This window comes from Leptospira paudalimensis (assembly GCF_026151345.1).
In the GTDB taxonomy this organism is placed as follows: Bacteria; Spirochaetota; Leptospiria; order Leptospirales; family Leptospiraceae; genus Leptospira_A; species Leptospira_A paudalimensis.
Map to the genome: position 1 here is coordinate 488,369 of NZ_JAMQPR010000001.1, position 24,078 is coordinate 512,446.

21 protein-coding genes are annotated in these 24,078 nt (G+C 37.1%); 6 read left to right on the forward strand and 15 right to left on the reverse strand.

Annotation, left to right across the window (positions count from 1 at the left end; all coding sequences use genetic code 11):
• Positions 1-7: 7 nt before the first annotated feature.
• The 7 genes from arsB to ND855_RS02315 all read right to left on the reverse strand — a co-directional run bounded on the left by arsB (position 8) and on the right by ND855_RS02315 (position 5,535).
• Positions 8-1,042: an ACR3 family arsenite efflux transporter gene (gene arsB, locus ND855_RS02285; RefSeq protein ID WP_265357007.1), complete on the reverse strand. Its 1,035-nt coding sequence runs from the start codon at positions 1,040-1,042 to the stop codon at positions 8-10.
• Complete coding sequence (locus ND855_RS02290) at positions 1,043-1,603, reverse strand: DUF6428 family protein (RefSeq protein ID WP_265357008.1); 561 nt, start codon at positions 1,601-1,603, stop codon at positions 1,043-1,045. It abuts the gene before it with no gap.
• Between the two features lie 10 nt (positions 1,604-1,613).
• Positions 1,614-2,030, reverse strand: coding sequence for an arsenate reductase ArsC (locus tag ND855_RS02295; protein ID WP_265357009.1), 417 nt, complete (start codon positions 2,028-2,030; stop codon positions 1,614-1,616).
• A 1-nt stretch (position 2,031) separates the two neighbouring features.
• A complete protein-coding gene (locus ND855_RS02300; RefSeq protein ID WP_265357010.1) occupies positions 2,032-2,373 on the reverse strand; it encodes an ArsR/SmtB family transcription factor in 342 nt (113 codons plus the stop codon).
• 188 nt (positions 2,374-2,561) lie between these two features.
• Positions 2,562-3,368 carry a hypothetical protein gene (locus ND855_RS02305; RefSeq protein WP_265355882.1) on the reverse strand — a complete coding sequence of 269 codons (807 nt, stop codon included), beginning with the start codon at positions 3,366-3,368 and terminating at the stop codon, positions 2,562-2,564.
• A 29-nt stretch (positions 3,369-3,397) separates the two neighbouring features.
• On the reverse strand, positions 3,398-4,360 hold the full coding sequence (locus ND855_RS02310; RefSeq protein ID WP_265357011.1) for an NAD-dependent epimerase/dehydratase family protein: 963 nt from the start codon (positions 4,358-4,360) through the stop codon (positions 3,398-3,400).
• Positions 4,357-5,535 carry a DUF445 domain-containing protein gene (locus ND855_RS02315; RefSeq protein WP_265357012.1) on the reverse strand — a complete coding sequence of 393 codons (1,179 nt, stop codon included), beginning with the start codon at positions 5,533-5,535 and terminating at the stop codon, positions 4,357-4,359. Before ND855_RS02315 ends, ND855_RS02310 begins: the two co-directional genes overlap by 4 nt.
• Before the next feature lie 285 nt (positions 5,536-5,820).
• Between ND855_RS02315 and ND855_RS02320 the strand changes: the two genes are divergently transcribed.
• Positions 5,821-9,549 (forward strand): Cna protein B-type domain protein, encoded by a 3,729-nt coding sequence (locus ND855_RS02320; protein ID WP_322113513.1) that lies wholly within the window; start codon positions 5,821-5,823, stop codon positions 9,547-9,549.
• Positions 9,550-9,591: 42 nt separating this feature from the next.
• Here ND855_RS02320 and ND855_RS02325 read toward each other — a convergent pair whose 3' ends face one another.
• Positions 9,592-10,374 (reverse strand): ABC transporter ATP-binding protein, encoded by a 783-nt coding sequence (locus tag ND855_RS02325; RefSeq protein WP_265357014.1) that lies wholly within the window; start codon positions 10,372-10,374, stop codon positions 9,592-9,594.
• On the reverse strand, positions 10,367-11,839 hold the full coding sequence (locus tag ND855_RS02330; RefSeq protein ID WP_100720567.1) for an HDOD domain-containing protein: 1,473 nt from the start codon (positions 11,837-11,839) through the stop codon (positions 10,367-10,369). The genes ND855_RS02325 and ND855_RS02330 overlap by 8 nt, the downstream gene beginning before the upstream one ends.
• A gap of 134 nt (positions 11,840-11,973) precedes the next feature.
• Between ND855_RS02330 and ND855_RS02335 the strand changes: the two genes are divergently transcribed.
• Positions 11,974-12,153, forward strand: a complete 180-nt coding sequence (locus ND855_RS02335; RefSeq protein WP_238759933.1) for a hypothetical protein — start codon at positions 11,974-11,976, stop codon at positions 12,151-12,153.
• Here ND855_RS02335 and ND855_RS02340 read toward each other — a convergent pair.
• Positions 12,150-13,469, reverse strand: a complete 1,320-nt coding sequence (locus ND855_RS02340; RefSeq protein ID WP_265357015.1) for a 6-hydroxymethylpterin diphosphokinase MptE-like protein — start codon at positions 13,467-13,469, stop codon at positions 12,150-12,152. The two genes, ND855_RS02335 and ND855_RS02340, sit on opposite strands and share 4 nt — an antisense overlap.
• A 110-nt stretch (positions 13,470-13,579) precedes the next feature.
• Positions 13,580-14,053, reverse strand: a complete 474-nt coding sequence (locus ND855_RS02345; RefSeq protein WP_265357016.1) for a DNA primase — start codon at positions 14,051-14,053, stop codon at positions 13,580-13,582.
• Positions 14,054-14,200: 147 nt separating this feature from the next.
• On the opposite strand from ND855_RS02345, the gene ND855_RS02350 reads away from it, so the two are divergent.
• Genes ND855_RS02350 through secA form a run of 3 tightly spaced genes read left to right on the forward strand, consistent with a single transcriptional unit; the run spans position 14,201 to position 18,238 of the window.
• Positions 14,201-14,782, forward strand: coding sequence for a TlpA family protein disulfide reductase (locus tag ND855_RS02350; RefSeq protein WP_265357017.1), 582 nt, complete (start codon positions 14,201-14,203; stop codon positions 14,780-14,782).
• Entirely contained in the window at positions 14,779-15,468 is a 690-nt protein-coding gene (locus ND855_RS02355) for a type 1 glutamine amidotransferase (protein WP_265357018.1), read from the forward strand. Before ND855_RS02350 ends, ND855_RS02355 begins: the two co-directional genes overlap by 4 nt.
• Positions 15,469-15,478: 10 nt before the next feature.
• On the forward strand, positions 15,479-18,238 hold the full coding sequence (secA, locus tag ND855_RS02360) for a preprotein translocase subunit SecA (protein WP_265357019.1): 2,760 nt from the start codon (positions 15,479-15,481) through the stop codon (positions 18,236-18,238).
• A gap of 122 nt (positions 18,239-18,360) precedes the next feature.
• On the opposite strand, the gene ND855_RS02365 is transcribed toward secA, so the two are convergent.
• From ND855_RS02365 to ND855_RS02380, 4 genes are all read right to left on the reverse strand, one after another.
• The gene (locus tag ND855_RS02365) at positions 18,361-19,218 is read right to left on the reverse strand and encodes an LIC_13355 family lipoprotein (RefSeq protein WP_265357020.1); all 858 of its coding nucleotides are present in this window, start codon (positions 19,216-19,218) and stop codon (positions 18,361-18,363) included.
• A 56-nt stretch (positions 19,219-19,274) separates the two neighbouring features.
• Positions 19,275-19,856: a hypothetical protein gene (locus ND855_RS02370; protein ID WP_265357021.1), complete on the reverse strand. Its 582-nt coding sequence runs from the start codon at positions 19,854-19,856 to the stop codon at positions 19,275-19,277.
• Positions 19,857-20,212: 356 nt separating this feature from the next.
• Complete coding sequence (locus ND855_RS02375; protein WP_265357022.1) at positions 20,213-21,328, reverse strand: cytochrome-c peroxidase; 1,116 nt, start codon at positions 21,326-21,328, stop codon at positions 20,213-20,215.
• A 63-nt stretch (positions 21,329-21,391) separates the two neighbouring features.
• Positions 21,392-23,431: a methyl-accepting chemotaxis protein gene (locus ND855_RS02380; RefSeq protein ID WP_265357023.1), complete on the reverse strand. Its 2,040-nt coding sequence runs from the start codon at positions 23,429-23,431 to the stop codon at positions 21,392-21,394.
• A 116-nt stretch (positions 23,432-23,547) separates the two neighbouring features.
• On the opposite strand from ND855_RS02380, the gene ND855_RS02385 reads away from it, so the two are divergent.
• Positions 23,548-23,994: a hypothetical protein gene (locus tag ND855_RS02385; protein ID WP_265357024.1), complete on the forward strand. Its 447-nt coding sequence runs from the start codon at positions 23,548-23,550 to the stop codon at positions 23,992-23,994.
• The last annotated feature ends 84 nt before the right edge of the window (positions 23,995-24,078 follow it).

The following is a 24,078-nucleotide window of genomic DNA, read 5'->3' on the forward strand; positions in this document are numbered from 1 at the left end:
AGCTAACTTACATTTTTGGATAGAATCGGTCCCGAAAAGCAAGAGCCACTTTTACAAGTAGTATTAAAGTTGGAACTTCAATCAGGGGACCAATGACTCCAACAAAAGCTGCTCCACTACTAATCCCAAAAACTCCAATTGAAACTGCGATCGCGAGTTCAAAATTGTTTCCAGTAGCTGTAAAACTGACTGCTGCATTTTTTGAATAATCAACACCTAGTTTGTATCCCATCCACAAACTTAAGAAAAACATGATGATAAAATAAAAGAGTAATGGTATGGCAACTTGTATTACATCTTCAGTTAGTTCTAAAATCATTTCTCCTTTTAAACTAAACATCACAATGATCGTAAACAAAAGTGCAATTAAGGTGATTGGCGAAATTTTAGGAAGGAATTTTGTTTCATAGAATTCCTTTTTGTTCAATGATTCAAATCCAAAACGTAATAAAAATCCAATCACAAATGGAATTCCTAAGTAAATTCCTACTGTTTTTGCTATCTCGGAAATTTCAATTGAGACATTCGATGAAGTGATACCAAAGTAAGGAGGTAAGATGGTAATGAATAAATAGGCATAAAAACTATAAAAGAACACTTGGAAAATGCTATTCAAAGCAACAAGTGCAGCTCCATATTCTCTATCACCATTTGCTAAATCATTCCAAACAATCACCATAGCAATACATCTTGCCAATCCAATGAGAATCAATCCTGTTCTATATTCAGGTTCATTTTGTAAAAAGAGAATCGCTAGAATGAACATGAGAATTGGACCGATAATCCAATTGAGCAGAAGTGAAAGAAAAAGTAACCTTCCATCTCGAAATACCTTTCCCATTTCTCTGTATTTCACTTTAGCAAGTGGTGGAACCATCATTAGGATAAGGCCAATAGCAATCGGGAGATTTGTCGTACCACTATTTAAAGAAGAAATGAAACCAACAAAGTTTGGAAAATAATTTCCAATGAGAACACCCAAGAGCATCGCGCCAAAAATCCAAATAGTCAAAAATCGGTCTAAGAAGGATAAATGTTTCATTTAGCAACAACCAACTTTTTCTAAACTGACTTCAGATGGTTTTTTATTGCAACATGAGTTTTTTGACATTGGTTTTTCACTCACAAATTCTTCATTAAGAATAGAGATATTGGAATCTTTTTTGACGCCACAACTTTCGGATGCCTTACATTCTGTTTTTCCATCAACCAATTCCATAACAAGCTCAGTACCAACAATCTGTAAATTGGAAACAAAATATTGCCTCATTGCAGATTTGGAATTTCCAAATTCAATTCTCAGGATTGCATCATCTGGAATCGATATTTGTTTAGAAACTTTTGTAAAAATTGAATTTATCTTTTTAAGTTCCATTGAACTAGTTTCGATTTTTTCGTTTGGCTCCAATACTTGTAATATGATTTCTTTCCAAGTATCATAGTTCCCTCCACAATCAACTGATTCGATCGTGGCTAGTTTAAATTCAGTGATATGGTAATTTGGATAGATTCTTTCTTGGTTTTGGTATAAAAAAGTAAGTTGTAGTTCAGGATACAAATCCAAATTCTTTTTGAAATTAAGCCATGTCATTGATTGGTTCATATATTCCTCGTTAGTTTAATTTTTCGTTTACAAAATCTTCGCAATACTTTCGAATTTCTTCTCTTGTTTGTGCGAAGGCTTCTTTGATTTCGGATTCAGTTCCTATCTTTTTAGATGGATCACTGAAGTTGTGATGGAATCGTTTTGCATCACTGGGAAAATAAGGACAGTTTTCTTTGGCGTGATCACATACAGTGATCAAATAATCAAAGGATATGTCTTTGTATTCGTTGATATGGTTTGAGGTATGATTGGAAATATCAATTCCGACTTCATTCATGGTAGAAATCGCTTTTGGATTCACTCCATGAGTTTCGATACCTGCACTATACACATTGGCTTTCTCTTTTGCATAAAATCGCATCCAACCTTCAGCGATTTGGCTTCTACAACTATTACCTGTACATAGGATTAAAATATTTTTCATTTTAACAACAGCTCCCATTTTCTCGTTGAAATTCTTTGATCGTATTGAGTGATAAAATAAGTGCGTCTGACATCTGATTGAAGTTTTCCCAGTTGATACAATAACAGGAACTTGTTCCCTCAACTTCCCCTTTTACAAGTCCACCTTCCTTTAATTCTTTTAAGTGTTGTGAAACCGTCGATTGTGCCAGAGGCAGTACATCAACTAGCTCCCCACAAACGCAAGTTTGGCGTTTTGCCAATACTTCTAAAATCGCAATCCTTGCTGGATGTGATAAGAGTTTGGCAAAGGAGGCAAAACTCTGGATGGGAGTCGGGAATTCTGTTTTTTTGTTCAAGGCCATTGTATATCGTAAATATACGATAAAAGAAAAATGACCGAATCGGTCAAGGGAAAAAATGGTCTTTTTCTTATGAATGGAATCCTTCGAAGGGATAAGCCCCAAAATTCGATTAGGAACGGTGAAGTTCAGTTTGCAACAACATCCATTCTCAAATTTAACTCGAAAATGGATGATTGTTAGTCATTAGATTAGATTCCGGAACCGTCCGGGATGACCACGGGATCATCGGATGTTGGAGTGTCTGGTTTGACATCGGCTGGGGAGTAGTGTTGGTCACTTGGTTTTGGTCTCGAATCAAATTCTGTACCATTCGGTTTGTGGTTTCCTTCAACCGAAAATAACCAACCATCATCCTGTTTTTGAGAGATACCTTGTTCATGTGGAAAAGTTTCAATCGGACGGATTGTGATAGAAATATACTGTATGAGTCTTTCATCTTTGACAGGGTCGAGATACGCCAAACTATCGTTACGCCATCGATTTTTAGCCCGAGGTTCTCTGCGAAAACTTTTCATCACCATATCCAAGTCTTTCGCATATTTAGAAAATAAAACGCGAGTAGTTTTGGCCTGGATTACATAATACATTCCACCTTTTCTGTGGAATAAAAAACGGTTTGAGATTGTTTGTTTATTTTCTGTATAATGCAAAACAACAAAAGTTGATTCATCAAACCCAGCAATTTCATTTTCCAAAACCTTTTCGCGTACTAGTTTTAGATCAGGGTATTTTGTTAAAAATGTATCAACTGTTTCTTCAATAAAGCGATCGATGTCATAATCTTTGGTTCGGCGAGCCACATCAATTTGCAAAATGGCTTCACGGTTGGATTTAGCGATTTGGATGCGAACCGTGTCCGTATATCGTAATACAGACTTTGCCCAACCTCTAGGGTATTCAAAGGCAAATCCGAGTGAGTCTTCAACCCAAGTGGCAGCTTCCAATCCCGTGATAGTAAGACATAATATAAATACTAGGCAAAGTCGCTTTTTCATACTGAATATATCGGCTAAGTCTCCTACCATTATTGATAGTCAAGTAACCCTTTTCGTAAATCTGATTTTGGAAAAGTTCCAATCTTTTCCCAGGAACTCTCATCATAAATTGCCACAGATTCGAGAAGTGGTTGTAGGGGAGAACCGTGGTAAGGTTTTTTTCGGATCCAACTCATCAAACGAAAGACAAGTTCCACAAGTTTGGACCAAACACCCGAAACAGGAATAGGCAATAATCGTTTTTTTGTGATCCCCAATTCTTGGAAAGTTTGGATCACTCCTTGGATTGTCACAAATTCAGGATGGGAAAACACATAAACTTTTTCTGGTTTTTTTCCATCTAAACATTGTTTGGTCCAAAGATAAATTGCCGCAGTTGCATCCTCAATGTGTAAGATCGATTTTTTACGAATGGGAGGGATTTTTGGATACACTCCTTTTTTCATCAAGGATTTGAGTTTGGAAACAAAACTTTTGGTTCCTTTGCCGTAAATACTTGCCAGTCTCAGTACTGAATAATTTTCACCACTTTGGAAAACAAAATCTTCGGCCAAAGCTTTTGTTTTTGCATAGATAGTGGTTCCATGTCTTTCACTCTGCAGATTCAAGTTGATCTCTTTGGATCCATAAACAGAAATACTACTCACAAATCCAAAGTGAGGGATTTTATTTTGAACTGCATAAGAAACAAGGTGTTTTGTAGCATTCACATTAATCTGGTAATAAGTCTCTTCGTTTACCTTTGCACCCGATACAACAGCTGCTAAGTGGAGAATAAGATGAATCGATTCTGAAAGATTAAAATCTTTTGGATCTTGGATCGTTGCTAAGTTTCTTTCATAAAACTTAAAATTTTGATGATGGCGTATCGATTCAGGAAAATTGGCGTAGTTGGTTCCAATCGCTATGATTTTGTAATCAGGGATTAACTTTTGTATCAAAGCTTTGCCAAGGACTCCACTTCCACCTGTGATGAGAATTGTTTTTTTCATATAATGAATACCATTTGAAACCAACCAACAAGAGCACCGAGAGCAGCACCCACAAGTATCAGTAACATTTCGTCTTCTTGGAATGCCGAACGTAAGATGGACTCAAATTCCTTTGGGGGAAGAGCTGACATTCGATCTCCCATCATTGTTTCAATCTGTAAAGATTCCCCTAAATACGATTCTAAATGGAAAGCATTTTCAATTGCATTATCAGCCATCGCCACAGCAATCCTTTCTTTTGCAGAATCAAATTCATTGATTTTACCAGTCGCATACAAAGCAGGTTTAGCAAGGAACGTAACGGTATCTACATGGCTACTTACTTCTTTGCGAATGATTTCGATGATTTCCTTGGAAGCTTTTCCAAAAATAAGTTCTGATAGTATATTTTTAGGTGTTAGGATTTTTTCACTTACAAGTTTTGCATACAACCTAGATACTTCATTTTGTCGTTTTAAAAACAATCCCTGGTAAGTCCAAAGCCCCAAAATTTTTTTTGGTAACAGTGGCCTAAAAATCATTTCAAGTGCTAAGTAATTTGTTAGGTAACCAACTATCACTCCTTGGATGGGAAGAGTCCATGCCATAGGAAAAAAAATCATAAATACCATTTGGACAAGGCCAAGTAAAAAACCAAAATAAAATCCAGATCGTTCTATAAATCGAAACTCTGGGGCACCAACTTCTTGGAAAAGTTCTACCACCAAACCTACGTTATTACCAGAAAGTTTTTTTAATACCAAAGCTTTTACATCAAACAAGGAATCAATGTCTGCTTGCAGTTTTTTAATCACCTTACGAATGGTAATCCCACTTTCCCTTCGTACTTTATGATAAATTTCTTCTTTGACAATGTCAGGAATGATTTCCCAAAGTTTTGGATCTAAACTATCCGAAAATTCTTTTATCGTATAACGAATGCTTGAGTCTAGCGCTGGTAAAAAAACAACCTCTGCTTTTTTCGGATCTACTTTAAGGAAAACCTCTTTGATGTTGAGAAGGCGTTCTGTGATCACATCCACAGACTTACTGGCCATTTTGTGTGCTTTTCTGGGTATAATCCCTTGCCACCCTAAATAGGGAGGGATTCCAATGAATTGGATTGGGTAAAATGTCATTTTGAGTGCCAACCAATTGGTCACCCAACCCACAAACCCATATGTGAATGGGATCATGAGTAATTTCCAACCGCCTACCGAAAGCCAAAAATCCCACATATTTCGCTAGGAGTAGGCTTTGTGGCGGAAAGGAATGGGCAATCGAAATTCATTTTCCTGTCTATTTTTGGCACAAACGCTATGAAAAAGGAAATTTTTATCCGATACCCCTAAAAAAGGTTTGCTTTCTGTACGAAAACAGACTACAAATGGTACACTTTGGGAGCTCTTAGGAATTTCCCGAAGCCATTTGAAAGGAAGTGGCAAAACGCCACAAAGCGAATTTGATTAGAGGGTAAGTCTATGCGCGTTCGAGGGTTGTTCACCATTCTCGTACTCATTTCTGTTGTATCCGTGGGTTGTTCTCGTAAGAAAAAATCCATGCCATTCTGGTTGTTGTTAGGAACAGGCGGTGCTGTTTCTGGTAACAGTGGACAAACTGATCTCCCTCCCGATTCCAACGGTGTTCCCCTCCCTCCTTCTGGTGGTTCCATCATAGTCACAGATCCGGATGAAGTTCCAAGCAATGGTTCTGAACAAGAAGTTCCAAACCATGGACCAGCACGTGTCATTGGTTCGATTGTTCCAGTGGTTGCAGGAGTCCCAGCCAATGTGATTTGTGGAAATCCAGGAGCACCAGCACTTCCGAATTGTGTTGATCTCACTTTAATTTCTGTCCGCATCGAAGTAGCGAATGGAGAAGTGAGTACACTGGTAGCTGCAAAATTTGCAGAAGCAAATGGAAGTTTCCAATTTGACTTAGCAGACCTTCCTAATAACAATTATCGCGTTCTCATTAACACTGGTTATGGATTAAATTATACCTACCAAGACTTTTCGTATGTGTATAACCCAACACAAACTCCGTTCACCTTAGTGAATGTAGGTAATTTACTTGCAGAAAGAATGTATTATGCCCAAGGACCAGCGCAGTTCACAGGTGTTGTCACAAGCCCTGGATTTTCTGGTGGTGGGGTAACGGTTCCATCTGGGCCTGTGGCAGGGATTGTGGTGAACATCCTTGACTCCAATGGAAACACAGTTGGGACGGGGATTACAAATGCCAATGGGCAATATGTGATTTCGATAAGTCCCCTCCCTAACGGAAATTATACGATCGTTTATGTTGGAGATTCTGTTGTAGTATCTGGCCAACCGTATGCGACGACACAAGAAAGTGTACATTTTACGTTTCCTGGTACCAATCCAAATACAGTGGCTGTTCTTGATTTAGGAATTACCAATTTACCTTGGTTGGCAGCAACTGAAAGTGATCTTTTACTTTCTGGACTGATTCGTAACGGAGCATTGTCGAATGACCAAACTTCCGTATTTACTATCAAACTTAAAAATGAGCAAGGTGCTATTTTGCAAACAGTTCAAATCACAGGAAATGGAAATTTCTCCATCGAAGGATTTGAACTAACAAATGGAGTCTATTATTTAGAAGTTTCTAACCCTTCTTTTTACACAGTCACCCAATCCTTTCTCTTTACAGCAGCTCCTAATGGTGGTTCAAAATCTGTAACGTTAAACGATCCAATTCTCATTGTTGCAAAACCTTCCTTAGTGGTTGGGTATGTAAAAGATGCAAATAATGACCATGTTGCTGGCGCTGTGATCAACGTTCGACCATCAGCCAACCAAGCACCATCTAACATTGTCTATTTGAAAGATGATGCAATTTTAGGAAATGCAATCAAACTTTGGATTCTTGAATCCTTAGGTGCTGTTGCAGGAACAAATTGTGCCATCAATCCAACGGGTTCTGTTTGTTCTTGTGCCATTAATCCAACGGCTACTTGTTTGGCAAATGTGCAAGGGAATGGTCCATGGGCTTACCAAACATATGCGAACAAAGTTTATGAAGTAAATCCAACATCCAAAGAAGTATCCTTTCTAGGCGCTAGTGGACTTTGGGCGTATTACATTTCTGCACCAGGATTTGAAAACTATTGTGGCAATCATCCGACTCCTTGTTCATCCAATCCATTACAAGTGAGTCTAAATGGCGCAACGTACAATGCGGGAACCATTTCGATGACTTCAATCGCTACACGTTCACAAATTGCCGGTTCTATTTCAGTCAGGGATGCTGCTCCTAACGCAAACTCACTCCATACAACTCAATCTGGATTGTATGTTGTGATGTTAGGAAATACGAATGATGCAGGCGCGTCACTTGTTCACATCACGACAACAAATTCTGGCCAATTTAGTTTTGGTGGAAGTTCTTATGTTGTGACATTACCACAAGTATTACCAGCTCCTTTCACAAATGATGATGCAGGAAAAGTAACCTATGCACTTTACCAATTGGGTACTGGATCCGCAACGACACTCGCAACGACTCCGAGTGTTGCCCGTGCAAATGATAATACAGCTTCGGTTGACATCATTGACGGAACCGAATACAATTTTAGACAAAGTTCTTACCAAATCATTGTTGTGGACCGAGTGGCTCCATCGTATCAGTCTAGTTACTTGTCTTCCAATAGCCTTCGTGTGGACACTTCAACGGTTGCAACCAATTTATATGCTTCCAATCCTGTTGTTTATCAATTGAATGGAGTTGTGCTTCATAGCCCACGTGCAACTGTCACTGGTGTAGTAACAGATGCGATTTCAACTTCCGTTGTCAGTGGGGCAACGATCACATTGGGTCGGTTAGTTGGTGGAAATTTCACTCCAGATGTGAAAAGAGACTGCTCTGGTGGGTTTGACTCTCCGAATTGTTCGGTCTCTTCTACAAGAACTGCTGGTAATGACCAAACTGTTGGATCTGTTTCTTCCCAAGCAAACGGTAGTTATAGTTTTCCATTCCTTTCCCCAGGATCTTACCATTTACGAGTCGAAAAAAATGGAATCACCACATACTTCCCTGTCGAAGTGGGAACAGGTGGTGGAACTGTTGTTGTGAACACTCCTGTAATCACAAATGACGGTCGTGGAAATCTTTCTGGATCAGTGCGAACTCCTGGTGGATTTGCTTTCCTTGGAACTTATTCCTTGGAAATTGTAGATCCAAATGGAGGAACCTTACGTCCATCAGCGGGTGTCCAACCAGCATCCATCGCAACTGGCTCTACAATTTTCTCAAATTCAAGCCAATACACAATTTTTAATATCAATGCTGGTCGTTGGAAGGTTCGATTCGTATCAGCCGGTTACCAAACCGTAGAAGGGATTGTTGACATCCAAGCTGATGTAACAACTAACTTTGATATCATAACCTTTGTTCCTGGAAGCCAAACGAGTGGGACGGTTTCTGGTCGAGCTTTATCTGCCCTCTACAATACGGGAGTTTGTAACCTAACAGCACGTATCCGTCCAGGTGTGAATGTGAAGTCTGGTCCTTATGCGATTGATGCCAATGGAGTGACAATCCCAGCTGTGAAAACCTCAACGGATGGGTCCTATGCCATTCCATCAGTTCCTCCAGGAAACTATACTCTCGAAGTATCAGGTGCCGGGAAACGTGGTGATTGTACTTCGGTCCAAGAAAACTATTCCACAACATACAGAACTGTTGTTTCCGCTGGATCGGAAACTCCTGCTAACCAAAACATCTTAGTCACACCAATCCTTGGTGAAAACGAGATGCGAGTTGTCCTATCATGGGGTGCAAAACCTAGAGATTTGGATTCACACATGCAATATGGAAACCAAGCAAACGACCGCATCGTATGGAACAATAAAACTCCGTTAGGTGTTGGGAATGGAAGTTTGGACTATGATATCACAACTGGATATGGTCCAGAAACCATTACAGTGCAAGGTTCAATCTGGAACCAACCAAATCGATATTACAGTGTTTATAACTGGTCAGGTGAGGCAAGTATGGGAATCTCTGGCGCAACGGTTAGAATCTTCAAAGGAAGTGTTGGTGAAGTGAGAAATTATTCCATCGCACCAAACTATTCCAATCGTTGGTGGAAACTCTTCTGTATAGCACAAGACAAATCCGTCACAGATGTAGGTGTTGGAAGTTGTAAAGCAACCAATTTCATTGAACGATCGATGTATCAATAGAGAGCAATTGATCGTCAGATCTTTAGTTAATAGAGTGTAACGTTATGAAAGGACAGTAAGTTGATACTGTCCTTTTTTTTCGCTTACAGCGAGATTTAAATCATATAACTTTGAAAGATTTGTATCGGTAAAAACGGATTGTTTTTCTCCAAACGCCAATACCTGACCTTCTTTTAATAAAAGAATTGTATGAAAATCTTCGGGGATTTCCTCGATTCTGTGTGTGATCAAAATTCTTGTGAGTTTCGGATTGGTTTGTTTTAATGAATATAACGACCGGACAAAATCTACCCTTGCTGTGACATCGAGAGCAGCTGTTGGTTCATCCAATATCAGTAATTCTTTTCCTTCACCAAACGCACGTAATAAGAGCACCTTCATTTTTTCTCCAGAAGAAAGTGTTTGGTACTGTTGGTGGGCTTTATTCTCTAAACCAATTGATTCTAATAATAAAGAGGCAGTTTTTGTTTGTTCAGGTGTTGGTTCTTTGTACAATCCCAATGTTCCAATTACACCTGTTAGCACCATTTCGAATGCAGTGAGTCTTTGTAGTAAAGTTTCTTGGTGTCCTGGTTGGACAATCCCCATTTTGTTTTGTAAGGGAGCCATGGGTGTGTCACCATATGTTTCGCCAAAAGTTGAAACAGTTCCCGATGTCGGCCATAAGTAACCAAATAGTAAATTGATGAGTGTTGTTTTACCAGCTCCGTTACGTCCAACGATTGCTAAGGACTCACCTTGGGTGAGGGAAAAATTGACATCCTGTAAAATGGTTTTATCATTTCTAACAAACGAAACAGACTGAAACCGAACCACTTCACTCATTCGTTTTTTTGTATAATACCTCTACTTTATTCACAGCTGCTGAAAAAACATCGATGTTGTCTAAATTAAACTTAGCTAATAAGTTTTTGTCAATGGCATAAAACCCTTTCTTCTGTTCATGGAAATCTGCCATCATATTTGCCATGTAAATCACTTCTACCAGATCTCGTAATTCTGGTGGAGCTAAAAATGGTTTGTGATGGTATTCAATGGCAACACGTAAGTCTTGTGGAAATTCCCATTTTTCAGCAAGTAATGCCCCTAGTTGTGGATGGCTAAGTCCAATTGCCATCTCTTCTAAAAGAGTTGAGTTTCCAGAATCCGTACCTCTTTGGTAGGTTTCGATTTTTTTGAAAAATCCCCTATCAACAGATAACAGTAAAAATTTACCGATATCATGTAACAGTGCACATACGGCAATGATATCCGCAATTTTATTAGTATGATTGTTTTCTGTTGCGAGGTATCGTGCATAATAACTGCAACGACTGGAGTGTTCCCACACATCCATCATTTTGCCGTACTGGCCATCCATAATCTTACGAACACCAGAAACATAAAGAAGGTTACGGAGGTTTTTTAATCCAACTACTTTCACTGCTTGTAAAATGGAACTCACTTGGCTGCGATTCGCAAAAAAAGCAGAGTTGGAAAGTTTGAGTAAATCAGCAGACAATGCAGGATTACGTTCAATTTCTTGTGAAATCATGTGAAGGTCTGAATCCGGATTGTTACAGAGTTGGATGATTTTGGTCAATGAATGAGGTAGAGGAGGAAGGCCATCTATTTCATTTAATAACTTAGTTTTAAGGTCTGTTTGGATTTCGACTGGAGTAGTAACATCGGGAACACTCAGTGTAGCGCGTGTTATTTTCTCGTTTGTAAAAATTTTAAATTTATCAGAACCGATTCCAGAATTTTTTAAAAGTAATTGGATCAGTACTAATCCTAAACCTGCTGACTCAGTACTATCGGAAACATCAGTGAAAGCATCTGATAAATCATTATAATTTTTAGCGACTTCAATACGGCGATTGATCCTTGATAATTCTTCTTTTGTGATCGGTGCGTTATTTTCAACTGCGAAGTGAATGGATTTTCCTTCCACTTTCATGAGTAAACTAATGTAATAATTTCCACCATCTAACCGCTCTAATTGTTCATTCCACTTCATGATGATGTTTTCTTGGAACCTTGACATCCCTTTCGCATAATCAGTGGCATTTTGGATGTCCAATTTTTCACGACTAAAATAATCACGTTTTGCATTTGCCTTATTGGCATTCATCAAGAGTTCTTTAAGGACAGTGAAAATGACTTCCACTAAATATAATTTGTCCATATACCCCATTACATGGACAAGTAATGCGTATATCTCCTGATTTTGTTCTTCAGTCACAAAATAAAAATTAATTCTGGATTCTTTGGAAGTTTCTAATTGAGAAATGATATCTTTAAAATTCACAAACGATGTTTCCCGTTACACTCTTATAAATTAAATTCTTTTGGAGGCAATAGATATTTTTTTCCAAAGCAGTTTCTATTTTGTCCCCCCCTTCTGGTAATCTGTATTCATCAGTGGAGGAAAACACAATGGATATGTTAGACCAAATGAATTTACATTTGATGATGGAAGAACGATTGGAAAAAATCTTAGAAGACTTAGAGAAAAGACCTAAGGGAAAAACCAAAAAAACAAAAGGATTTGATAGGATCCCTGCGAATCGTGAACGAGCTGAATGGAATTTACAAGAAATACCAATTCTATTCGGAGCTTAACCTAGTGAAAACCGCAACCAAACATTGAGTGTTTTGGAATGGATGATACCAGATTGGTCTTGGTTTGCCCACTTTGCCAAATCGGAAATCCTTGGGGGAAAACCCTGAAACGAATTGAGTTCTACCGTTTGTTCGAATGGTTTGTTTGTATTGAATGCTGTTAACTCTGAATAATTTTGAATGTTCTCTGTTGTTTTTGCAGATAACAATTCATCCCACACCAATTGATTTTTTCCTTTTCTAACACCAGAATACAGACGTTTGGTGAAAGATTCCATACTTTGTTTTCTATGCAATTGAGGTAAATAGTATCGCTCGTATCCGGTACCACCACAATGTGACTTCCCAAATTCTGATACAAAACTCACACCACTTAATACTAAATTCCGATTCAATATTCCCTTTGTGATGGATATCATCATACCCAGTAAATTTAAACTTGGGTTTTGTATATGTGGCCAATGGAAACCCTTTTCATTTTGAAAATAAAAAGCTACAATTTGGTCCAAAGGATGACCTGTATTCACTAAAATTTTTAGATTAGGGAGTTCAAATAAACAGGGAGAGCCACCTAACCAAGTGATGATGGGAATAGTTGTTGGTAAATCAACTAAAAAATGAAACAAAGTACCTCTTCCTGAATCAAAGGAAAGAATATAATCTGGAACAATGGAATGTTTTAATAAGTAACCAATCGATGTATCACTGGCAAATAATGTGAATGTATTGCGGTGTTTTTTGATCGACTCAATGTCTCGTTCGAGTCCTGGGCTTGCACCTAAAAATAATACATGGGAGTTCGTTCCGTGAAAGGATTGAAACCAATGGATGGCTTCATTTGTTTTCCCAAGCGTGGATTTGTTTTTTAAATAATTATGAGTCCATACTTTACGAAAGTGTTGGATTGTATTTTGATTTGTGTTTTGCGATTGGAATTGAGATAGAAAGTTTTCCCGGCACTCTTCGATCAAATTTGAGAAATAACGTTCATAACTCGGTGTCACATACAAAGTCCATTTCTGATTGATTGGTACTTTTTCGCGAGTAGAGAGAGAGAGTTTTTCTTTGATTTCGTTCCAATTTGGCGTAATGCCAGTGACAAGAACCAATGTGAATCCATTCTCTTTTGCTTTTTCCGAAAGTCCTTCTATTTCGGTTTGGAATGCGGGAAGTTCGAATACCTCAGGTAGTGGTTCCCAAACAATGACAACTGGTTTGCCGATAGGGGATACAACAAGGGAACGAACAGAATGTAAAGCGCCTAATCCAAGGATAATGGGAATGGAATCTGCTTGGATTTGGCTTAAGAATCGCAAAGCCTCCTTTTCAGGGGAGACTTTTGAGTGTAAATAAAATGTTTCTGGGGTTTGAAAGTTGTAGAGGAGGTTGTCTTGAAATAAGGGAAGTAGAGGAATGGGACTAACCTCTAATCCTCTTCGTCCTCTTCTGAATCTTCTTCGTCATCAGAGTCGTCGTCGAAATCATCATCCTCATCGTCCTCTTCTTCTTCTTCAGAATCATCACCAAATTCATCTTCATAACCGTCTTCAAATTCAGGTTTTTTAGCTTCTTCTTCAGGGATAAAATCTTCTTCGATGTCTTCTTCTGCATGGGGAGCAAATGATGTTCCCGAAGTGGAAGTGACACCTGCAAGTTTGTCTTTTTCTGCTTGGAGGAGAGCTTTTTCTTCAGAAGAAAGGTATTTCCATTGCACTAAGTCGTTAGTCAGTGCATACAATGCTTGGACTGTGAGTTTACGATTTTTTAATTTTTTAGGAAGAGTGATTTTTTCGATTTTATCGATCGCACTGAAACCGGCCACACATGTTTCGTATTTTTTTTCCCGGCAAAGTTCTATTAAGGATACGATATCGAAGTCTTCTTTATGTGATTGGCTCATTTTTTTATAAATTCCTGGGGAAGAGAGTGGAACGTTAGACCAGAATGGGGCATGGGGGTCATATGTCAAGGGAAAGTTCGAAAACGGACTTTACAGACGTTCTCCTTGTCCAAACCATGGGGATGGACCGTCCAAAATATGGGATTTATGAAGACCCCCCTCAGTTTATTGATTAGTTTATGTCTCATTACTTGCGCACCTGCGAAATCCTCCTACTTTGGAGAAACTTCGTTTGTTGGTGTCACCGCGGATGGGGAAGAAATCAACTTTGCAAACTTGGCAAAAGACCAAATCGCGATGAATGTGTATTCTCCTGACTGTGTACCCTGTTGGAAAGAAATTCCCGCATTAAATTTATTATACGTTGAGATCCAAAACAAATTTCCAACAAAAGCAATTTATATGGTAGTTGATCCATACCAAATTGTTCCTGATGTCACCGACGAACTTCCGTTTGGCCAAGTTTACCAATTGGCAAAAGAGAGAATGAAAGTTGAAATCAAAAATCGTAATATACAAATCCCTATCATCTTTATGAAGAAACCTTTTCGAGTTAAGGAAGGTGGACTTGTGACTGGAACACCAGAAACACTGCTGTTCGAAACAAAACCTCTTCGCTTGTATTATAACTTCATAGGTTCAATCTCAGAACTAACGACAAAAGACTCTATTGAGAAAGATCCTAAATTCAATTTTTTTCGTTACCAATTTGGAATGGAATCTATATGAGAGCAGTGATTATCAGATTCATTGATTGTGAAGGTCCTGGAATACTAGAACCAATTTTACGTGAAAAAGGATACCGTATCAGTTACCATAATGCTTATGATTCTCGTGTCCATTTGATGCCAGAGATTCATTTGAATTTTGATTTGATAGTCATGTTAGGTGGTCCGCAGTCAGTTGCCGATCCTGATAAACAGGAATTTTTTAAACCATATTACGAAATTGTTGAAAATGTAATCTCTTTACCCAATAAAAAATTAATTGGAGTTTGTTTGGGGTCTCAAATCATAGCACGGGCATTCGGTGCAAATGTGAGGCCTGGAACAAAGGGTCCGGAAACAGGTTTTTCCGAACTTCAAATTTTAAAACCAGAACATCCTATCTTTTCTGGAATTCAAAAAGAATCTATCATGGCATTCCATTTGCACGAAGATATTTTTGATATTCCTGTTGGTGCCGATCATTTACTTGCCAGTGAGTTTTACGCAAACCAAATGTTTTCATACAAAAACAGAGTGTTTGCATTTCAAACTCACTTAGAACCTACATTGCCAATGTTACAAGTTTGGCAAAATGTCCATAGGGAGTTTATCTCTAAGGGCAATGGAGATTTTTCTAACATCGATTCTAAACAGAAAATCATGGAAGAAAATGCCAAAATCATATTTAGCAATATTATAAATTTATAACGGACAAAACATGTTTCAAAAAATCTTAACTATACTATTCGGTAGCAAATACGAAAGAGATTTAAAAAGGCTCAATCCAATCGTAGAAGCAATCAATTCATTTGAAGTTTCAATCAAAGCGATGGACGATGAAACACTTTCCTCTCAAACACTTAAGTTTAAAGAAAGATTGGCAAACGGGGAAACTCTAGATGATATTTTACCAGAAGCATTCGCAACTGTAAGAGAAGTTGCGTATCGTACATTAGGTATGCGCCATTTTGATGTTCAGATGATGGGTGGTATTTCCTTACATTGGGGCAATATTTCTGAGATGAAAACTGGTGAGGGTAAAACTTTAACGTCTACACTTCCTATTTATCTCAATTCACTTTCAGGTGAAGGGGTTCACGTAGTTACAGTTAACGACTATTTGGCGAAACGGGATGCGAATTGGATGCGCCCTGTTTTTGAATTTTTAAAAGTATCTGTTGGTGTCATTCAACATGATATGGATCACGAAGAACGTAAAGTTGCCTATAATTCTGATATAACTTACGGAACAAACAACGAATTTGGTTTTGATTATTTGCGTGATAACATGGTAAGTTACAAAGAACACCGTGTCCAAAGACAACATAACTTTGCCATTGTGGATGAGGTTGACTCAATCCTAATTGATGAAGCAAGAACCCCACTCATCATTTCAGGTCCAGCAGAAGAATCCACTGACAAATATCTTAAGGTTAATAAAATCATCCCTAAGTTAATTGAAGGAGAAGACTTCGAAATTGATGAAAAAGCAAAAAATGTAATTTTGTCAGAAGCTGGTGTTCATCATGTGGAAAACTTATTGGAAGTGGAAAACCTTTACCACGCAGAGAATATTGAACTTGTTCACCACGTACAACAGGCTCTAAAAGCTCATAAAATCTTTTTTAAAGACAAAGATTATGTAGTGCAAGATGGGGAAGTGATCATTGTTGATGAGTTTACGGGCCGTCTTATGAAAGGAAGGCGTTACTCTGATGGATTACATCAGTCATTGGAAGCTAAAGAAGGTGTTCCCATTGCACGTGAATCGCAAACATTAGCATCCATTACATTCCAAAATTATTTCCGTATTTATAAAAAACTAGCCGGTATGACTGGAACGGCTGATACGGAAGCTGAGGAATTTAAAAAAATCTATAACTTAGATGTCATTGTAATTCCTTCTAATTTAAAAATCCAACGCCAAGATTTACCTGACCGTGTTTATAAAACGGAACGAGAAAAGTTTGATGCAGTCGTAAAAGACATCCAAGAAAAAGTTTCAAGGAAACAGCCGGTATTAGTTGGAACAATTTCAATTGAAAAATCGGAAGTTTTATCTAAACTATTATTATCACATGGAATCCAACACAATGTTTTAAACGCAAAACAACACGAAAGAGAATCGGAAATTGTAGCCAACGCAGGTAAACCAGGAGCCATCACAATTGCAACCAACATGGCAGGTCGAGGAACAGATATTGTTCTAGGTGGTGCGCCTAAATACAAAGATGATTTGGAAAAATTGGATGATAAATGTGATTCTTTAGGAATCAAAAACAAAAATGAATTAGAGGTAATCTATAGTTTTCGAGAATGTCTCATCAAACAAAAGTTCGATGAAGCAGAAGGGAAAATCGGGGATGTTCGAAATGAAACGATCAAAAAAGAATGTCTCAAAATATTGACAGATGCAAAAAAATGGAAAGTAGATCATGATTTTGTAATTGGAGCAGGTGGACTTCATATCATTGGTTCTGAACGACATGAATCAAGAAGGATTGATAACCAGCTTCGTGGAAGGTCAGGTCGACAAGGTGATCCAGGTTCCTCAAGATTCTATTTATCGTTACAAGATGATTTGATGAGAATTTTTGGATCTGATCGTATCGCACGTATCATGGATACTTTAAAAATGCCTGAAGGCCAGGAATTGGAACACAGTATGGTCTCCAATGCAATTGCAAGGGCACAAAAACGAGTCGAAGGTCACAACTTTGATATCAGAAAACACTTGTTAGAGTATGATGATGTCATGAACCGCCAAAGAATTTATATCTATGGGATTCGTAACGAATTATTGGACAAAGGAAATATGTCCAAAACCATCGTTGATTTTTTTGACGAAGTGGTGGAAAACCAAGTAATTCTATATTGTGAAGGTAATAATGTTGATGCTTGGGAAATAGAGTCTCTCAATGAGTGGTTACAAAGTTTAGGCATCGAGCATACCATAGAAGTAAAAGATTTCAAAAAAGAATCTAATCCACAATTAAAAGTATTTGAAGTTGTATCAAAATTAGTGAAAGAACTTTATGATTTTAAAGTTTCTTCCATTGGAGATGATATTTGGAGATCGATTGAAAGGAATGTTTTCCTTGATATTTTAGATCATAGATGGAAAGAACATTTATATGCAATGGACCATTTAAAAGAAGGAATTTGGACTGTTGGTTATGGTGAGAAAAATCCACTCATCGAATACAAACTGCAAGGTTTTAAGATGTTTGACCAATTGGTGGAAAATCTTAAAAACGAAGTAGTTTCTTTTTTGCTTAAAATTGAAGTAACTGAATCTGATAAAAAACAGGATGATTCTTCACCAAAAGAGTACAAAAAAATTGGCCAAGAACAAAGAGCGGAAGTGGACATGTTTGGCAATGAGTTAAAATCCAATAAAACTAAACCACAAGTTTCCTCAACCACAAGTTCTGGGGGCGGTTCAGAGAGAAGGTCTAGTCGCCGTAACAAGCGTTAAGATGATTGAGATTGGATGTTTCTAACTCCATTCAAATTAATCAATTGTTATATCTAAAAAAAACTCAAGTAATCTAATTTGTTTCAAACTAGATTACTTGAGGATTCAAATTGAAAATACCCTTATTCTATATATTTTGCAATGACACCATCTATGTCAGATCCATTGTCATATGAATGTGGATAGGTGTAACCATTCCCTGTGTTTGGGTTCGTCACACCTGATGCGGAAATCATTTTTATATATTTAAATCCATTGGTTTGAATCATTGATCGAGCAGATGAATCACAGTTGGCACCTGGTCCGCCAACAATTAGATCATCTAAATTGAAGCCATCTCCACCACCTAACAAAAATCCGTTCCCTGTTGGAGTAAATAATTCATTTAAAGTAAAGGGTTTTGTGGCCATATTGTAAATCACTGGTCGAAGTCCCGCAAAACCAGGCCAAGATGATATTTTATTACTATCAGATACACTCGGATTATAACCGCTTAGATCAAATCCACAGTATTCGGTTCCATTAAAAGAAACTTGTACGACCATTGGGTCAAAAGCATAACGATCGCTAGATTCTGATACTCTGAATGGATTTTCGTAGACGATAAAATCGATACCACTTACATTCTTAACAGTTTTTCCTGCCCAAGATAAAGTCAAACTAGCACCAGTTCCTGTCAAATTTAAGGCATATACATCTAATGAACCTGAAAACTCTCCGCCACCACAGATTCCATTGATCGCTTTGGCCGGATTATTAAATCCACTGACTGTTGAATTAGCGGAGACAACTGTATTTGCAATTGGGATTTCAGTCGGTAGAGATGTTGGTGGACATGGTATAGCAGAAGAATTATTTACCTTCGGAATTGCAAGTAACGATAATAAGAGATCATTTTTATTTTCCTCTTCTTTACATTGTAAAAAAGGAAAGGTAAATATGAATATAAATAGGACTGATTTTAATTGGTAGTTTCCCAAGTTGGTTCTCCTATATGCCTTCATTCAATATTATAATGAAGGCAAAATTTTGATTCTTAAAAAGTTCTCGTTAGAAAATTGAAGGCAAAGGAACCATTACATCCTGCAGATTTTGGATTTGTAGTATAGACTGTTCCAGATGCTTTTCTTGAATTAAGGTCAGTTTTAGTTTCAGCTAACGTTGGTTTGCCATTAAATACATCACAAATTAAAATTTCTTTCGCATCTGTAATCGTCCATATGAGTGCAGAAATATTTGCGCTATTTTTAGGTTTGTAATACAAAACTCGATCGGTATTATTAAATTCTACGATCTCTGCATTTACACGGTAGGTTGAAGTTCCTGCTCCATTTACATAATCTACATATAAATATCCAGTTGTAGTTCCAAAGTTGGATTGGATTGTAACTGTATTGGAGCCAGGTGTATTACAAGTGCCAGCAGAACAACTTGCTTGTAAGTATGTACCTCTAATTTCGATTTGCCCAGCTTCTCTTGACGATGACTCAACGGTTTTTAATAAACCTAATGCTAGATTATTGTCAGCAACTGATTTGTCTACTTTGCCAGTATCAGCACACGCTGAAATCACCAGTGCTAATAACATCACGAGTGTTAGTTTAATTAAAGTTTTCATTTAGATTCTCCTAAATCTTTTTTGAAATTTAGGGGAACACGAAACGGAAAGTTGTTACGACATGAATGTAACCATGTGTATACCAAATCTAAAGATAATAATCGAATAGTTTTGTTTTCCATACGGGTGCCCCGAATTTTCCTTCGGGGCCCCTTTATGCTCTCTATTGAAAATAAAGAGCATAAGTGTGCAAAGTTCCCAATCCACGAGAAAACATTGCGGGGAAGATCTGGCTCAACAGAAAAAGGTATTAGCTATTTTCCGTATTACAGTTGCGGGTCAGCACAGGATTCTCACCTGTTTCCTCCCTGAAGGTATTGTCACATTTGTCTTAGCATGATTATGCGTCAACAAATTTAATTTGATTTTGTTTTATCAGAGAGTGTTTTTAAGAACACAATCAGCAAATCTATTTCTGAACTTGACAATCGCCTGTTCAATTTGTACTCATTCATCCTTTCAATTGTCACTCTAAGGGAAGTTACACTTCCGTCATGGAAGTATGGCTGAGTTAAAGTTACATTTCTTAAGCTTGGAATTTTAAATAAATATCTATCATTCGAATTACCTGTAATTTCAAACTTACCAAAATCATTTGGATTGTATAAAAAAGAAGATTCAAGTTTTGAAAGATTATTACCACCTAATAGGTATCCTGAATGGCAATTAGTGCATCCAACTTCTAAAAAAATATTCAGTCCTTCCAGTTCCTGTCGATTGAAGATAAGTAAATTACCCATAACAAAATCATCAAATTTTGATTTTGAAATTAAACTTCTTTCAAAGGACGCTAAAGATGATCTAACATTGTGTAGACTAATATTTGGGTTTGATGGGAAGGCCCTTACAAAATATTCGCTATAAGAGGGATCATTCTGGATTTTTTGTATCAGTTCGGATTCAGATGATAATGACATTTCTATTGGATTGATAAATGGGTCAATTGCTTGGTCATAGAGTGAATTTCTCCTACCATCCCAAAACAGTACAGAACTATAGCCAACATTTAAAATCGTTGGTGTATTTCTTTTCCCAAGTTGGCCAAATGTACCCCTCGGTGTGGATTGACGATCCATACCAGCTGATCTTCCATCTATAGGATGGCAGGTAACACAAGCTTGGATTTGATTTGCAGACAAATTAATATCACGAAATAGCTTATTACCTAAATTAATTTTTGCATCGGTATCCTCTTCTGAACCAGGGGGAAAATCAGGAAGAGAACCAATTTGATTCTTGGCTCTTTGTTGGAGATCGGAAGCAAAAGAAATATCGTTAATAAATTGTATTGAAATTAAATATTGAAATTGGTTGTTTTCACCAGTATCATTTTTGAATTCTTTGCAATTAGAAACACAAACAAATGTTAATATAGAAAAGAATAGAATTAAGAATTTTACTTTATCGATGACTCTTTTTGTTGCAGTGGATCCCATGATGACCAAACAGGGAATCCATACAATTTTGAGCAAACAAAATTCAAAAACTAGAAAAAACGTCTATCCGTTAGGTGATAAAGTTAAAAAAATCATTCATTAGTGGGTGCGAAACGTATTTGTGATCTTGGCAATGTTAGTTGCTATGTCCCCAATTTTTTGGCTTACTTGGTTCAAATCTTCTGAATTATTTGCGAGTTCTTGAGCACTTCCAGATAATGTGTTCACGGTATTAACCATGTCTTCTGATGCTTTTTTTTGTTCTCTACTCGATAATTCGATCGTTCGCGCCATTTCTTCTAAGCCATTGAGTTCACTTGTGACACTCAGTAAACTTTTGGATTGAGTTGTCATTTCTTCTTTAAGGTGTGTTACAGCATTATTCATGCGTTTTGATTGACCCACAATTTCACTGAGTGCACTCACTGCTTCCATTACATGAGTGGAACCTTCATTGACTACAAGATGACTTTTATCGATTAATTTTTTAATACTCTTCACTGAAGATTGTGTTTTATCAGCTAATTTTGAAATTTCTTCTGCCACTACAGCAAATCCCATTCCTGCATCACCAGCTCGCGCTGCTTCTATACTAGCATTTAATGCAAGTAAGTTGGTTCTTTCTGAAATTTCAGTAATCAAATCAATTATCCCCGTGATTTCTTTAGTCACAGATCGGATTTCAGTCATTGTCATATCGGTATTTTGTATCGATCTATTTCCTGAATTTGCAAGTGAAGTTGATTGATCGGAAAGTTCAGTTAATTGCAATAGTGCCTTTTCAATATTTGCAATCGAACTTTTGATCGTTGTCATTTCTTCCGTAATTTTTACTATATTTTTTGTTTCATTTGTGATGAATTCGAACATAATTTCGAATGAAGTAGTCAACTCTTCCAATGATGCTGCTGATTCTTCAGACACAGAAGCAAGCGATGTTGCGTTATCTGAAACAGAAATGGCATCTTGTTTTAATTTTGAAGATACTTTTTCAGATTCGCTGACAGACATTTTTAATTGGTTCATGATCTGATTTAGATTTTCTAAGAATAAATTGATGGAATAAGTAATTTTACCGATTTCATTGTTTCCGAAGTCAGGTAATTTATTTGTAAGGTCTGCTTCACCGCTTGAAAGTTCATCAATTTTAATGAGCACTTTTTTTAATGGATCATTGACACTTTTGAATATAAAATAAACGAAAACAGTAGATATGAGTAAGGAGATGAATACTAAGATGATATTAAAATTTCTTTTCCAGGTAAGCAATTGAACACGATCGCTTATAATTTGTTCGAGAAGAAAATTTGATTTGCCTTGGATGGTACCAGCGATGGAAGTACCTTTGTGTACCGTGTTAAAAAGAATATCAGCTGATGTTGGCTTGATTTTATTTTGTAAAAGAGTGCTTTTAAGTTCTACTATGTAGTCGGAACAGGTTTTCTCTGCATTTTTTTTGACTTCTTCCAATTCCTTTTTGTATTTTTGATTGGCATCAAAGGATTTTTTATACGATTTACTAATTTCTCTACATGTTACTTCAATTCCATTAATTGTTAAGATGGCTTTGGTAAGACTTTCACTCGAAAATGTTTTTGATTTTGCGTTTAAACCTAAGTATTCGTCTCGAATCATTTCTTTTAATAGGGAAATGTTTTGGTACATAGACGGCACACGAAATAAGACAATTTCCATTTGGTAATACGAATCAACTTCCGGATCTAAGATTAAATTCGAAAGGTCTCCAATTTTTAGCAAAAGTTCTTGTGTATCATTCAAAAATTGTAGAGTCGTAGTTTGGTCGAAAGAATCCTTTTTTGCATATTGTTCAAGTTTCACAACTTCATCGGCATCTATACTAATGATTTCAGTTTCTATGATTTGTTTTTTGATATTTTGAAGGTGGGGAATTAATTCTTTGGTAGACTCTTGCCCAATTTTTAATCTACGTAAACCTTCTCGATAGGTTGCTGATATTGGTTGGATGGTTACTAGTCCGAGTTGTTCTTTTCTAGAAAATTCAAGGGTTTCGTTTTGCGATTGGACTAATAAAAATAAGATAAATACTAAAGAAACAATGAGCGGAAGTGGAAAGAGCAATAATCGGCTTTGGATAGAAATTTTTGACAGAAATCTCATTAGTGATAAACTCATTTTAAAGGTTCAGACGATTTTTTATAACATTTCATTGCAAAAGGATTAATGATTTCCAAAATTTTACTCATTTCATTTCTTAGAAGATCTACGGAGGATTTATGAAACAATCCCTAGTCATTCCCATCCTACTTGTCTCTTTGCAATGTGCAAAAACGGTACTGGTAAAAAACCAAGAAAACCTTTTTGAAAATTGTATGAAAACGTTCCAAGATGAACAAAAGTGCAAAGAATTTATGTCGAACTCTGTTAAAGATATCCAAACAGATGAAGAAAAACGTGAGGAAGATCTTGCTAAGTTGACAAAAGAACAACTGGCTGGTCTTAAATTACGTAAGGAAATCAAGGATACACTTCCTGGTAAAAACGGTAATTTTGTAAAAGAGTTTATTGGAGTGCCAGATGAAATCAAAAGGGGAGGGGACAGAGAGTATTGGATTTATAAGAGACCAATTTGTAAATTTGATGGTGAATCTCCGCCAGATAAAGAAATCACTGTGATCTTCAGAAGGTCCTTTGTTGAGAAGGTTGAACATAAAAAACCATAAGTGATGTTGGTTCATTTTTCTTTCGATCAAGTATTATAAAGTGAAAAGTTAAAGTAAAGGAAATAGTCAGGAGTGTGATCTCCT